The following is a 12,888-nucleotide window of genomic DNA, read 5'->3' on the forward strand; positions in this document are numbered from 1 at the left end:
TCTCCCGGCGCGAATCGCCGCGCCGGGAGAACCTCTTTTAGCTTAATTTCGTATTGATCGTCGCCATCTCCTTACGCCACTGCGCCTGCAGCTGCGGTTTTTGATGTTTTGGCTTGCGCGCCAGATCGTCGGCCAGCAGCTGCTCAAGCGTGATTAACCGCTCCAGCAGCGCATCATGATCGTCCTCTGCTTCGCGCCTGTTCACCGTCGTCTCCTCTATCAGCGGACGGCGAACGGCGGCGCGTAAAACGTCATACACCTCGTCGGCGCTTTGCCATTCGCTTAGCCCGCGCTCGTCGATAAGCCAGAAGCGATTGCAGCTGTGGTTGATGAGCTCGCGATCGTGGCTGACCAGCAGCAGGCCGCCGGGGTAGTCGTTCAGCGTCGCCGCCAGCGCCGTTTTGCCATCCATATCTAAATGGTTGGTGGGCTCATCCAGCAGCAGCAGGCTATAGCGGGCCAGAGACAGGCCGACGAACAGCAAGCGCGAACGCTCGCCGCCGCTTAAGGTGGCGACCTTTTGCCCGTGACGCGCCCAGCTAAACCCGGCGGAGATCAGCGCCCGCCTGCGCGTCTCCGGCGCCGGTTCAAAGGGCTCCAGCGCGTCGAGAAGGGTGTCTCCATCCGCCAGTTGATGCAGGGTCTGGTCGTAGTAACCGGGCTTCAGCCGCGGATGCAGACGCAGACCGGGCTCCGTCGTTTCATGCTGCATTTGCCGCCACAGCAGACGCAGCAGCGAAGACTTGCCGCAGCCGTTACGTCCCATCACCGCCACCCGATCGCCGCTTTTCAGACGCGCCAGGCCCGCAGTGAACAGGGCCGGCAGACCCGGCGCGGGCGAAACGGGGAGCTGTTCCATCTCCAGCAGTCGATCGGCCCGCAGCATGTCGCCGCACAGCGCCAGCCGCCAGGGCGTTCCGTCGGTGAGCTCGGTTTGGCTATCCTTCAGGCGCTGAACCTGCTTTTCCATCTGCTTGGCTTTGCGCGAAAGATCTTCGTTGTCATACGTCCGTCCCCAGATGGCCAGCCGTTTGGCGCTGGCGGCGACCCGGTCGATCTCCTTTTGCTCCGCTTTATGGCGCAGCGCGTCGCTGGCGTCCTGGGCTTCCAGCGCCTGACGGGCGGCGCTGCAGGGCAGGGAGAAGGCGTGCAGGGTTCTGTCGCGCAGGATCCAACTGGCATTAGTTACAGCATCCAATAGGATATTGTCATGCGACACCAGAACGAAGCTCCCCTGCCAGGTCTGCAAGAAGCTTTCCAGCCACAGGAGGGTCGGCAGGTCGAGGTGGTTTCCCGGCTCATCCAGCAGCAGGAGATCCGGTTGCTGGATCAGCGCTCTGGCAAGCAGCAGCCGGGTGTGCTGACCGCCGCTAAGCGTTGACGCCAGCTGCAGGACCTCATCTGGCGTAAAGCCCATCTCCGCCAGCAGCCTTTCTGCTTGCCAGCGCTGGCTCTCACGTTCAAGGACGGGAAGTTTCGCCAGTACCGCCTGCAGCAGAGGCTGCGCTAACAGCGTATCGGGTAGATGCTGTTCCACTCGCGCCATCAGACAGTGATTGGCCAGCGCCACGCTGCCCGAATTGGGCACGATAGTGCCGTCCAACACCTGTAGCAGGGTACTCTTTCCGCAGCCGTTGTAGCCAATCAGGCCAATGCGGTCGCCTTTTTTCAGGGTAAAGGAGAGGTTAGTGAACAGCGGACCAAACGCCGTATCAACATGAAGAGATTGTGCAGTTAGTAATGTGCTCATTGTGAACTTACTCAAGAGTTACAGGCATGTTAATGCCTCGTCAAACATCGCTGACGATAACCCGGTAAGCCCGAGGGAAGGGATTTAGTCTTTGGTTTCTTCGCTCAAGCTGAAGTTATCGCAGCACGATACCGATAACGCTTGAGCTGGTGCGATCGCCAAATGCACGTGAAAAAAACATTTCACGGTACGACATGGGATCCTCCTTTTCTATTCAGTTAGTTGATGGGTGCTGGCAGTGTAGAGGGATAAAAGCAGTTTGGCTAGATGAAGAACAGAAAAAGGCCTGCAAAGCAGGCCCGTTATACGGCTGATTTCCGGTTAAATCGACGTCCGGCGGTAACTGCGGTACTCCGGCTGCCAGAAGTTATCGGCAATCGCCTGCAGCAGCGCTTCGGCTGAGGTTTTCACCGCCACGCCTTGTTCCTGCGCTACTTTGCCGACCGCGAAGGCAATCGCCTGCGAGACGGTCTGGATATTCTTCAGCTCCGGCAGAACCGGGCCTTCGCCGTTATTTACCAGCGGCGAGTGTTTCGCCAGAGTTTCGCTGGCGGCCATCAGCATTTCATCGGTGACGCGAGACGCGCCCGAAGCGATCACGCCGAGGCCAATTCCCGGGAAGATATAGGAGTTATTGCACTGAGCGATAACGTACTGTTTACCTTTGAGCGTGACCGGGGCGAACGGGCTGCCGGTAGCAACCAGCGCCGCGCCATCGGTCCAGCTGAGGATGTTTTGCGGCGTGGCTTCCACCCGGGAGGTCGGGTTGGACAACGGCATGACGATTGGCCGCGGGCAGTGCTTATGCATCTCGCGGATAATCTCTTCGGTGAACAGACCCGGCTGGCCGGAAACGCCGATCAGGATGTCCGGTTTGACGTTGCGCACCACGTCAAGCAACGACAGCACATCATTCGTGGTATCCCACGCTTGCAGATGCTCACGCTTTTGTACCAGTTTGCTCTGGAACGGCAGCAGGTTCGGCATGGCGTCGGTCAGCAGGCCGAAACGGTCAACCATAAACACGCGCTTGCGGGCTTCCTCTTCGCTTAACCCTTCGCGCTGGATTTGGGCGACGATCTGCTCGGCGATACCGCAGCCCGCGGAGCCGGCGCCGAGGAAGACAATTTTCTGCTCGCTCAGCTGGCTGCCCGCGCCGCGGCTGGCGGCGATCAGCGTACCGACGGTGACCGCAGCTGTGCCCTGGATATCATCGTTAAAAGAGCACACTTCGTGGCGATAGCGGTTGAGCAGCGGCATGGCGTTTTTCTGCGCGAAGTCTTCGAACTGCAGCAGTACGTCCGGCCAGCGGGCTTTAATCGCCTGGATAACGTCGTCAACAAACTGATAGTACTCGTCGTCGGTAATACGCGGGTGACGCCAGCCCATATACAGCGGATCGTCCAGTAGCTGCTGGTTGTTGGTACCGACGTCCAGGACTACCGGCAGCGTGTAGGCCGGACTGATACCGCCACAGGTGGTATACAGCGACAGTTTGCCGATAGGAATGCCCATCCCGCCGATCCCCTGGTCACCGAGGCCGAGAATACGTTCGCCGTCGGTCATCACTATCACCTTGACGTTGTGGTTCGGCACGTTTTGCAGAATATCGTCGAGGTTATTGCGGTTCTGATAAGAGATAAACACGCCGCGGGCGCGACGATAGATCTCAGAAAAGCGTTCGCAGGCGGCGCCGACGGTCGGGGTATAGATAACAGGCATCATCTCATCGAGATGGTTGCCGACCAAACGGTAGAACAGCGTTTCGTTGGTGTCCTGGATGTTGCGCAGATAAATGTGTTTGTCGATCTCGGTTTTAAATCCCTGGTACTGGATCCACGCGCGTTCGGCTTGCTCTTCGATGGTTTCGACCACTTCTGGCAGCAGACCCAGCAGGTTGAAGCTGCTGCGCTCTTCCATACTGAAGGCGCTACCTTTGTTGAGCAGCGGAAACTCAAGCAGCACGGGGCCGGCGTAAGGGATGTAAAGAGAGCGGTTTTTCTTATGGGTGAATTGCATCGCACTAACTCCTTGATAATCGCTTCAGCCCGGGCGCGGCGACAGGCGGGGGCTGGCAGGGAATGGCAGCGTGCAGAGTATAAGGCAGATGGCATCAAAGGAGGGTAAACAAGAGGACGATAGCGTTAAAAAAACACCATCCGGTAGAAAGGACGGTGTTTTTATCATCATTCAGCTGAAAAGTTAGCCACCGCGGCGTTTGCGGCCGGTGGCGCGAACATGGTTAACCGTGGTTTCCGCATCGCCCTCCAGCAGCACTTTTTTCTGCTGAGAAAGCTTGTAGTTCAGACCGAGAAGATGACGTGCCTGTTGGTTCGATTTCATTCTTACTCCTTTATCCTGTGTCGGTTTCAAGGACAAGCCCGACGGGTGTCGGACGAAATTTAACCCTTAAGTACGCCGCACATTTTTTAGCACGGCGATAATCAGCGTGGCCCATTTTACCAGGATTAGCAACGTTGAGGCGGCAGATTAAGAACAGTCTCTTCAGCGGACCGCGGTATGTCGGCCGGATCGCGGCCGGCATACCCGCGCGATAGCCGGAATTACCACTTCATTTCGCCGGTATTCACTTTAGCGCTTAGATCCAGCGAACTCTCTTCCGCCAGTCCCGGCCAGCGCTGTTTCATCGCCTTGATGACGCCAGCGGAGTTTTTGTGCGCGTTAAGCGCCTGCTCGAACTGGGTCAGATAATCGCGGGTAAAGGTAATCGCACGGTCGCCTGCGGGCGGCGTACCCAGGTAATGGCCGGGGATCACCTGCTGCGGATGCAACGCGGCCATCTCGTCGAGCGTATGTATCCACTGCTGGCGGCTCTCCACGCTTTGGGTATCCGCGGTCCAGACGTGCATTCCCCACGCGACACCAGTGCCGCCAAGAATGGCTTTATTCGCCGGGATCCACACATAGGCGGCGTAATTTTGCGGCTGGCGGATCTCCACTTTTTCGCCGTCGATGGTGAAGGTATTTGTCGTCAGCGCTTGCGGGACGTAAACCTGCTTCGGCGCGCCGTCCTTCATCTGTGGGCCCCAGTAGGCCAGTTTAGCCGCCCTGGTGGCGTTAATGTGTTTAACCACTTCCGCGGTCGCCACCACTTTGGCGTCCGGGAAGGCCTTCACCAGCGGCTCGAGGCCGAAGTAGAAATCCGGATCGCCGGAAGTGATCACAATGCGGGTCAGTTTTTTACCGCTTTTCTGAATCATTTCAACCAGCTTCTCGCCATCTTTAACGCTAAACTGGGCGTCAAACAGCACCGCTTCATGCGGGCCGGAAGCGAGGGTGGAGTTCACTGCGAAAATGGCGTTTTCCTGCGGGTTGTAGGTTTGCAGCGTTAAAGGGGCAGCCAGAACGGACGTGCTGAACAGCGTGCTCGCGATAGCCAGGGCAGATAATTTCATATTCATTTTCTCTTGGTCAGGTGAATGAGCGCTATTGTACGGATTTCCTGATTTGCGAAAATTCCTGAAAAAAGAGATGCTGAGTTTCATAAAACGTGCAGATGGAATCAAAGAATGGATAGGGTCATCGCCGCGCAGGTGTATATGCGCATTTGTGAACTGGGGAGTTTAAGCGCCGCTGCGCGCGCGCTGGGGATGTCGCGCCCGATGGTCAGCCGCTATCTGGAGCAGATGGAGCAGTGGGCCGGTACCCGGCTGGTCCATCGCTCAACCCGCAAATTGACGCTCACGGCTGCGGGGGAAAAGGTGCTGCAAAAAACGCGCACCCTGACGCAGCTGTCGGATGAGATCGCCGGGCAAAGCGAACGCGCGATCCCCAGCGGTACGCTGCGCGTCGCCTGCGCGCACTTCACCGCCATGCAGCTTATTTCTCCGTTATTACCCGATTTTCTCGCCCGCTATCCGCAGCTGCGCCTTGAGCTGGATATCAATAATCATCCGGTGAGCCTGATTGGCGAGCGTATCGACGTGGCGATACGGATCACCGATAACCCAGAACCGGGGGCTATTGCCCGCCGCCTTGGCGTATGCCGTTCGGTGCTCTGCGCGTCGCCGCGCTGGCTGCAGCAGAACGGCCCTCTGCAAACGCCTGAAGATCTCGCCCGCCACAACTGTCTGCACTACAGCCATTTTGCCAGCCAGACGTGGCAGTTTAGCGACCCTGGCGGCGAAAGCGTGGCGGTGGCGGTTTCCGGTAATCTTAGCGCCGGGATCTCTTCGCTGCTAATGGAAGCGGCGGTAGCTGGCTGCGGCATCGCGATGCTGCCAGAGCTGGAGGCGCAGCGGGCGCTTAACAGCGGGGCGCTGAAGCTGGTGTTGTCGGCCTGGCGGCCAAAACCGTTAAGCGTGTATGGGATTTACCTCTCCAGGGACTATCAGCCGAGCGCGCTGCCGCTGTTTCTCGGCGAGATTCAGCAGCTGCTGGCGCAAACTCACGATATAAAAGGAAACCTTTGATGATAGTGCTTCGCCCCATGTGTGATGAAGAGTATCCCGCTTATCTCGACTATTTTATCCCCGACTATGCGGCGGAAATCTCGGCCAATTATGCGCTTTCGCCGGCGGCCGCTTTCGCCCAGGCGCAGCGCGAAATCGCCGCGGATCTGCCCGACGGCGTCAATACCCGCGGCCAGGTTTTATGCTGCTTATTCGATGACGGTGACGGAGCAGAAAAGCGGGTCGGCTATCTCTGGTACAAGCCGGATGAAGAAATGCGCTCCGCCTTTATCTGCGATTTTTATATTTATCCGGCATTGCAGGGACAAGGGTTGGGTAAACAAGCAATGGCGGCTTTTGAGCATGCGCTGAAAAGCCAGGGCATCAGCCAAATTAAGCTGCGCGTCGCCGGGGATAACCCACGCGCGCGCCATCTCTATGACGCCGCGGGTTTCCGCGTTACCGGCGTTAATATGAGTAAAAATATCCCGACGGATTGATCTGAAAAACGCCGCGCGCCGCCCAAATGCGTAAAGGGGTTCTATACTTAACCCTTTAATGTCAAAAAGGAGCGATATTATGGCAATCCATAAGAAAGGTCAGGCGCATTGGGAAGGGGATCTGAAAAGCGGTAAAGGAACCGTCTCGACCGAGAGCGGCGCGCTGAACCAGCAGCCTTATGGTTTTAATACCCGTTTCGAAGGCGTCAAGGGTACCAACCCGGAAGAGCTGATCGGGGCCGCCCATGCCGCCTGTTTCTCTATGGCGCTATCGCTGATGCTGAGCGAAGAGGGCTATACCGCCACCTCTATTGATACCGTGGCGGTGGTGACGCTGGATAAATCCGGCGGCGGCTTTGCCATCACCAAAATCGCGCTGCAGAGTAAAATTGTGCTGCCAGGCATCGAGGCCGATGCGTTTGACGGGGTCATTCAAAAAGCCAAAGCCGGTTGCCCGGTGTCGCAGGTGCTGAACGCGGAGATAAGCCTCGACTACCAGCTCAATCCATAAGCTCACTGGCGCCCGCTATCGGCGGGCGCTCCTGCCTTAAAAGCCATTGTTGGCAAATGCCCCTGGCGTTAATTAATGCTATCTTTGCCGCCTACGGAAAAGAGCAGGTAGGGTAATGATCGGCATACGTAAAACCATTGAGGCTCAGGTTCTGGGCTTAACCGGGATAGCGCTTAAAGAGATCGATTTTGAGCATCCCAAAGGGGAACCGGGGCTATTTGGTCCGCAGTCTGCCATCTGGCAGGTTCACGGCGATTTTACCTCCATGCTCTGCGGCGGCGTCAGCGCGCTGCTGTTGCAGATGCTGCATCCTCTGGCGCTGGCGGGCGTCTGGGATCACTCAAACTTTCGCGAAGATATCTTTGGCCGCCTGCGCCGTACCAGCCAGTTTATTTCCGCCACCACCTTTGGTGCCACCGCCGACGCCGAACGGCTGATTGCAAAAGTGCAGGGGATCCACCTGCGGGTCAGCGGCAAAGATAAAGACGGCACGCCCTATCAGGCCAGTGACCCGGCGCTGCTCACCTGGGTCCACGTCGCCGAATGCAGCAGCTTCATGGCTTCGCATCTGCGCTATAAACGTACCGTGGTGAGCCCCGCCCGCCAGGAGCAGTATTATCAGGAAGCCGCCGAAATTGCCCGCCGCCTTGGCGCTCGGGATATCCCGGTGACGCCACGGCAGGTTGCCGACTACCTGCAGGATATGCGCCCGGCGCTGCGCTGCGATGAGCGAACGCAGGAAGTGGCCGACGTACTACTGTCGGCCCGTCTGCCCGGTCGCCTGAGCCAGCCGGTTGGGCGAATGATGATGTGCGCCGGGATTGATCTGCTGCCGCCGTGGGCGCAGGAGATGCTCAATTTACCGATGAGCGCAACGCAGCGCCACAGCGCGCGGATTACGGTGCACGCCGTCGCTCGCGTACTGCGCGCGTCGGTGCGCAACGGCGCTTATCACTGCGCTATGCGTCGGATGAATCAATTTTAATTACTCAGGCTGCGTTTTACCCGGAAATATAGCCATGGCTATTATTGTCATGGCTATATTTTTTAAAAACAAACTATTCTCATTTATATATTTGGCAGTCGTAAAAATAATTAAATATTCTCTTAACGACGGCGAATTATTCAGGAAAAATTAAGCCAAAGCGCGTACGTTATTTATTTTTTTACGGAGAAGCGAATATGGGCGGGATGACTGGCGAGGATCGGCGTTCTCAGGTTGCGCGCAAAACGACGATGGTCAGCGTGGTGGTCAATCTATTTTTATCCAGCGCTCAGGTGCTGGCGGGTGTGTTCTGCGGATCGCAAGGACTCATAGCCGATGGAATCCATTCGCTTTCCGATTTAGTCGCCGATTTTGTCGTGCTGCTGGCGAATAAAAAAAGCCGCCAGCCTTCGGATGACGATCACCCCTACGGGCACTGGCGATATGAAAACGGCGCTTCCCTGGCGATTGGCGCGCTGCTGTTGCTGGTTGGCGCGGGGATGCTGTGGTCCGCCTGCGGCAAACTGTGGCATCCGGAGTCTATCCAGAATGTGCATATAACCGCGCTGTGGGTTGCGATCGCCGCGCTGGTCGCCAAGGAGGTTTTATTCCGCTATATGCTAAGGGCGGCGACGCGGATCCAGTCTTCAATGCTGATCGCCAACGCGTGGCACGCCCGCTCTGACGCCGCGTCGTCGGTGGTGGTCGCAGTGGGCATCGTCGGCAATCTGGCCGGCTTTCCGTGGCTTGACCCGGTTGCCGCGCTGGTCGTTGGCGCGCTGGTCACCCGCATGGGCTATACCTTTTCATCTGACGCTCTGCATGACTTAATGGATCGCTCAGTGGACCGTGATACCGAGCAGCAGATAACCGCCACCATTCTGTCGACGCCTGGCGTTGCGGCGCTGCATGACCTTAAAACCCGCCGTGCCGGAGATTTCATTTTGGTCGATGTGCACATTGAGGTGCCGGGAAACTTATCGGTTGCCCAAGGACACGATATTGCGCTGACGGCGCGCTCGCGGGTATTAAATAGCCATAACGTTTTGCATATGATGATTCATATCGACCCTTGTCGCGCGGAAATAGCCGCAATGAGTACCTAGTTTATTCCTCAGCAACCTAAAGGGCTTTATTATTCTGCAGACAATATTGCCTGGATAATAAAAAAGGACCATAATTCAGTGGCTATTCTTTCATCGCTGATTAATAGCAGGTTGACGCATTGTCGTGTTTTTAATCAATATAAAAAACCAATCGGCTAATAGAAAATATCTATTGTCCGTACGAAATTTCAGGAAGTAATACAATGATTATCCGGCCAGAACAACACTGGTTTCTTCGTCTGTTTGACTGGCACGGTTCGGTGCTGTCAAAAATCGTCTTTCGCCTGTTGCTTAATCTGCTGATGTCGATTATCGCCATCATCAGCTATCAATGGTACGAGCAGTTGGGGATCCATCTTACCGTCGCGCCGTTTAGCCTGCTGGGGATTGCCATTGCCATTTTTCTCGGCTTTCGTAATAGCGCCGGATACAACCGCTTTGTTGAAGCGCGTAATCTGTGGGGAACGGTCCTGATTGCGCAGAGAACGCTGGTGCGCCAGTTGAAGAATATCCTGCCAATGGAAAGCGTATCCCATCAGCGGTTGGTGAGCTACCTGGTCGCGTTTAGCTGGAGCCTGAAGCATCAGTTGCGCAAGACGGACCCGAGCGCCGATTTAGCACGTTTGCTGCCGCCGCCAGACGTGGCGGATATTCTCGCCAGCTCGATGCCCACCAACCGTATTCTGCTGCTGGCGGGGAATGAGCTGGGGCGTCTTCGCGCGGAGGGGAAACTCAGCGATATGACCTTCAGCCTGATGGACAATAAGCTTGATGAGCTCGGTCATGCGCTGGGCGGCTGTGAGCGCCTCGCCAGCACGCCGGTACCCTTTGCTTACACGCTTATTTTGCAGCGTACGGTTTACCTGTTCTGTACGCTGCTGCCATTTGCCCTCGTCGGCGATCTGCACTATATGACGCCGTTCGTGTCGGTCTTTATCTCCTACACCTTTCTGTCATGGGATTCGCTGGCGGAAGAGCTGGAGGATCCGTTTGGTACCGCGGCCAATGATTTGCCGCTGAACGCAATGTGCAACACCATTGAGCGCAACCTGCTGGATATGACCGGGCAGCATCCTTTGCCGGCGCAACTTGAGCCGGATCGCTACTACAATCTGACCTAATTTGTATGTTTATTATTCGTTAAATAAGTTAAATCTAACGCGTGATAGATAACATTGATTATACAGTCCCGGCCCTGATTGTTATGCTTTCGTTAACAAAAATGCCCGTTACGCTGGCTGGTAGCGGGTGATAAGAATCATGCGGCGTTTCACCTGCTATCCGCCGCCGAAAGCGCATCAGGAGTGAACATGAGTAATAAAAGACGCGTCGTTCCCGGCGTCCATCCCTATGATGGCCCGGCGGGAGGCTGGGGTGCCTTAAAAGCCACCGCCATCGCCGTTCGGACGCAAATGGATGCGCTCGATGCCCCCGCGACGCTACTGCGAACCAATCAGCCTGATGGCTTTGATTGCCCCGGTTGCGCCTGGCCCGATAAGGAGCATAAATCCACGTTTCAGTTCTGCGAAAACGGCGCCAAAGCGGTGACCTGGGAGGCCACCAGCAAGCGGGTCACCGAAGAGTTTCTGGCGTCGAATAGCGCCACGTCGCTGCTGGCCCGGAGCGATTTCGAGCTGGAAGGCTACGGGCGTTTAACCCAGCCTCTGGCTTACGATAAGGCCAGCGACACCCTGCGTCCGGTGTCATGGGAAGCGGCGTTTGCCCGCATCGGCGAAGTTCTTCGCACCCTGCAGCCCAATGAAGTGGAGTTCTACACCTCAGGGCGCGCCTCTAATGAAGTGGCCTGGCTGTTCCAGCTGTTTGCCCGCGAATACGGTACCAATAACTTTCCCGACTGCTCCAATATGTGCCACGAGTCGACCAGCGTCGGCCTGCCGCAGTCGATCGGCATCGGTAAAGGGACCGTCTCGCTTGATGACTTTGACAAAACCGAGCTGGTTATCTCTATCGGCCACAATCCCGGCACCAACCATCCGCGCATGATGGGTACGCTGCACGAACTGGCGCGCCGGGGCGTGCCGATTATCGTCTTCAACCCGCTAAAAGAGCGGGCGCTGGAGCGATTCGCCGATCCGCAGAACGTCATTGAGATGGCGACCTACAGCTCAACCAACATTGCATCGACCTACTTCCAGGTCAAAGCGGGCGGCGACGCGGCGGCGCTTAAGGGTATCGCGAAGGCGCTGTTAAGGCTTGAGGAGGAGCAGGGCGAGGCGCTGGATCGGGCCTTTATCGATGAGCACACGCTGGGCTTTGCCGACTTTGCGAGGGATGTCGACGCGACGCCGTGGCTGGATATCGAACGCGAGTCTGGCCTGACGCGCGGCGATCTTGAACGGGTGGCGGCGGCTTACGCTAAATCTAACGCCACGATTATCACTTACGGCATGGGCATCACCCAGCATAACAAGGGCACTTCCAACGTACGCCTGATAGCCGACCTGCTGCTGATGCGCGGGAATATTGGCAAACCGGGGGCCGGGATCTGCCCGCTGCGCGGCCACTCCAACGTCCAGGGCAACCGTACCGTCGGTATCACCGAAAAACCGAGCGCCCAGTTTCTCGCCAACCTACAGCGGGTGTGTGGTTTTACGCCGCCGCAGGAGCACGGCCATGATGCGGTAAAAGCGCTGCAGGCGATGATTGACGGTGAATCGAAAGCGCTGATCTGCCTTGGCGGTAACTTCGCGGTGGCCATGCCTGATAGCGAACGGGCTTTTCCGGCGATGCGGGGGCTGGATCTGAGCGTCCATATTGGCACTAAGCTTAACCGCTCGCATCTTCTGGTGGCAAAAGAGACTTTTATCCTGCCGTGCCTTGGGCGAACCGAACTCGATATTCAGGAGACCGGACGTCAGTCGATCACCGTCGAAGATTCCATGTCGATGGTGCACGCGTCATCGGGCAAGCTGAAGCCCGGCTCGCCTGAACTGCGCTCGGAACCGGCGATTGTCGCCGCAATGGCGACGGCGACGCTGCCGGAGAGCAAAATCGACTGGCAGTGGTTGGTTGCCGACTACGATCGTATCCGCGATCTGATTGAACAGACCGTTCCCGGCTTTGACCAGTACAATCAACGTATTCGCCATCCCGGCGGTTTTCGTATGCCGCTGCCGCCGACGGAGCGTATCTGGCCGACGCCGACCGGAAAAGCGATGTTCTCGGTTTTCCACGGCGTGCGCGAAAATCTGCAGGTGGAGGGTAACGATGTGATGCGGCTGGTGACGTTGCGCAGCCACGATCAGTACAACACCACCATTTATGCCATGGACGATCGCTACCGCGGTGTGTTTGGCCGTCGCGACGTGCTGTTTATGAACGAGCAGGACATGGCGGAGCAGGGATTCGAGCACGGCGATCGGGTGGATATCAGCTCCGCGCTACCGGGCCACCATCAGCGGTTGGAAGATATCACGCTGGTCGCCTACAGCATCGCGCCGGGCACCGTTGCGGCCTATTACCCCGAAGCGAACGTGCTGGTCCCTCTGGATTATCTCGATAAAGAGAGCGGCACGCCGTCGTATAAATCGGCGCCCGTCCGTTTAACCCTGCGCTCGAAAGAGATCCGCGCGCTGGCGGGGCTTCGCTAAAGGGCTTTTTGCC

General features: G+C 57.2%; 11 protein-coding genes. 7 read left to right on the forward strand and 4 right to left on the reverse strand.

Annotation, left to right across the window (positions count from 1 at the left end; genetic code table 11):
* Positions 1 to 37: 37 nt before the first annotated feature.
* The 4 genes from K7H21_RS13865 to K7H21_RS13880 form a co-directional block, all read right to left on the reverse strand.
* Positions 38 to 1,750 (reverse strand): ABC-F family ATP-binding cassette domain-containing protein, encoded by a 1,713-nt coding sequence (locus K7H21_RS13865; RefSeq protein ID WP_223035864.1) that lies wholly within the window; start codon positions 1,748 to 1,750, stop codon positions 38 to 40.
* A gap of 321 nt (positions 1,751 to 2,071) precedes the next feature.
* The gene (locus K7H21_RS13870; protein WP_223035865.1) at positions 2,072 to 3,769 is read right to left on the reverse strand and encodes an NAD-dependent malic enzyme; all 1,698 of its coding nucleotides are present in this window, start codon (positions 3,767 to 3,769) and stop codon (positions 2,072 to 2,074) included.
* Between the two features lie 183 nt (positions 3,770 to 3,952).
* A complete protein-coding gene (gene sra, locus K7H21_RS13875) occupies positions 3,953 to 4,093 on the reverse strand; it encodes a stationary-phase-induced ribosome-associated protein (protein ID WP_004101955.1) in 141 nt (46 codons plus the stop codon).
* 221 nt (positions 4,094 to 4,314) lie between these two features.
* The gene (locus K7H21_RS13880; RefSeq protein WP_004120584.1) at positions 4,315 to 5,166 is read right to left on the reverse strand and encodes a Vmh family MBL fold metallo-hydrolase; all 852 of its coding nucleotides are present in this window, start codon (positions 5,164 to 5,166) and stop codon (positions 4,315 to 4,317) included.
* Positions 5,167 to 5,280: 114 nt separating this feature from the next.
* Between K7H21_RS13880 and K7H21_RS13885 the strand changes: the two genes are divergently transcribed.
* From K7H21_RS13885 to K7H21_RS13915, 7 genes are all read left to right on the forward strand, one after another.
* Positions 5,281 to 6,183: a LysR family transcriptional regulator gene (locus tag K7H21_RS13885; protein ID WP_004120583.1), complete on the forward strand. Its 903-nt coding sequence runs from the start codon at positions 5,281 to 5,283 to the stop codon at positions 6,181 to 6,183.
* Positions 6,183 to 6,662, forward strand: coding sequence for a GNAT family N-acetyltransferase (locus K7H21_RS13890; protein ID WP_004120582.1), 480 nt, complete (start codon positions 6,183 to 6,185; stop codon positions 6,660 to 6,662). The genes K7H21_RS13885 and K7H21_RS13890 overlap by 1 nt, the downstream gene beginning before the upstream one ends.
* A gap of 79 nt (positions 6,663 to 6,741) precedes the next feature.
* The gene (locus K7H21_RS13895; RefSeq protein ID WP_223035866.1) at positions 6,742 to 7,173 is read left to right on the forward strand and encodes an OsmC family protein; all 432 of its coding nucleotides are present in this window, start codon (positions 6,742 to 6,744) and stop codon (positions 7,171 to 7,173) included.
* Between the two features lie 115 nt (positions 7,174 to 7,288).
* Positions 7,289 to 8,158, forward strand: coding sequence for an oxygenase MpaB family protein (locus K7H21_RS13900; protein ID WP_223035867.1), 870 nt, complete (start codon positions 7,289 to 7,291; stop codon positions 8,156 to 8,158).
* Between the two features lie 197 nt (positions 8,159 to 8,355).
* Positions 8,356 to 9,264 carry a cation diffusion facilitator family transporter gene (locus K7H21_RS13905; protein WP_087829361.1) on the forward strand — a complete coding sequence of 303 codons (909 nt, stop codon included), beginning with the start codon at positions 8,356 to 8,358 and terminating at the stop codon, positions 9,262 to 9,264.
* 203 nt (positions 9,265 to 9,467) lie between these two features.
* Positions 9,468 to 10,385, forward strand: a complete 918-nt coding sequence (locus K7H21_RS13910) for a bestrophin family protein (protein WP_049113368.1) — start codon at positions 9,468 to 9,470, stop codon at positions 10,383 to 10,385.
* A gap of 189 nt (positions 10,386 to 10,574) precedes the next feature.
* Positions 10,575 to 12,875 (forward strand): FdhF/YdeP family oxidoreductase, encoded by a 2,301-nt coding sequence (locus K7H21_RS13915; RefSeq protein WP_223035868.1) that lies wholly within the window; start codon positions 10,575 to 10,577, stop codon positions 12,873 to 12,875.
* Positions 12,876 to 12,888 lie beyond the last annotated feature (13 nt).

It is taken from the genome of Klebsiella sp. CTHL.F3a, assembly GCF_019890895.1.
GTDB classification, from domain to species: domain Bacteria; phylum Pseudomonadota; class Gammaproteobacteria; order Enterobacterales; family Enterobacteriaceae; genus Klebsiella; species Klebsiella grimontii.

Bases quoted from the DNA above. Each gene is read 5' to 3' on its own strand.
- K7H21_RS13865 (WP_223035864.1), bottom strand. From the start codon at position 1,750: ATGAGCACATTACTAACTGCACAATCTCTTCATGTTGATACGGCGTTT.
- K7H21_RS13870 (WP_223035865.1), bottom strand. From the start codon at position 3,769: ATGCAATTCACCCATAAGAAAAACCGCTCTCTTTACATCCCTTACGCC.
- sra (WP_004101955.1), bottom strand. From the start codon at position 4,093: ATGAAATCGAACCAACAGGCACGTCATCTTCTCGGTCTGAACTACAAG.
- K7H21_RS13880 (WP_004120584.1), bottom strand. From the start codon at position 5,166: ATGAAATTATCTGCCCTGGCTATCGCGAGCACGCTGTTCAGCACGTCC.
- K7H21_RS13885 (WP_004120583.1), top strand. From the start codon at position 5,281: ATGGATAGGGTCATCGCCGCGCAGGTGTATATGCGCATTTGTGAACTG.
- K7H21_RS13890 (WP_004120582.1), top strand. From the start codon at position 6,183: ATGATAGTGCTTCGCCCCATGTGTGATGAAGAGTATCCCGCTTATCTC.
- K7H21_RS13895 (WP_223035866.1), top strand. From the start codon at position 6,742: ATGGCAATCCATAAGAAAGGTCAGGCGCATTGGGAAGGGGATCTGAAA.
- K7H21_RS13900 (WP_223035867.1), top strand. From the start codon at position 7,289: ATGATCGGCATACGTAAAACCATTGAGGCTCAGGTTCTGGGCTTAACC.
- K7H21_RS13905 (WP_087829361.1), top strand. From the start codon at position 8,356: ATGGGCGGGATGACTGGCGAGGATCGGCGTTCTCAGGTTGCGCGCAAA.
- K7H21_RS13910 (WP_049113368.1), top strand. From the start codon at position 9,468: ATGATTATCCGGCCAGAACAACACTGGTTTCTTCGTCTGTTTGACTGG.
- K7H21_RS13915 (WP_223035868.1), top strand. From the start codon at position 10,575: ATGAGTAATAAAAGACGCGTCGTTCCCGGCGTCCATCCCTATGATGGC.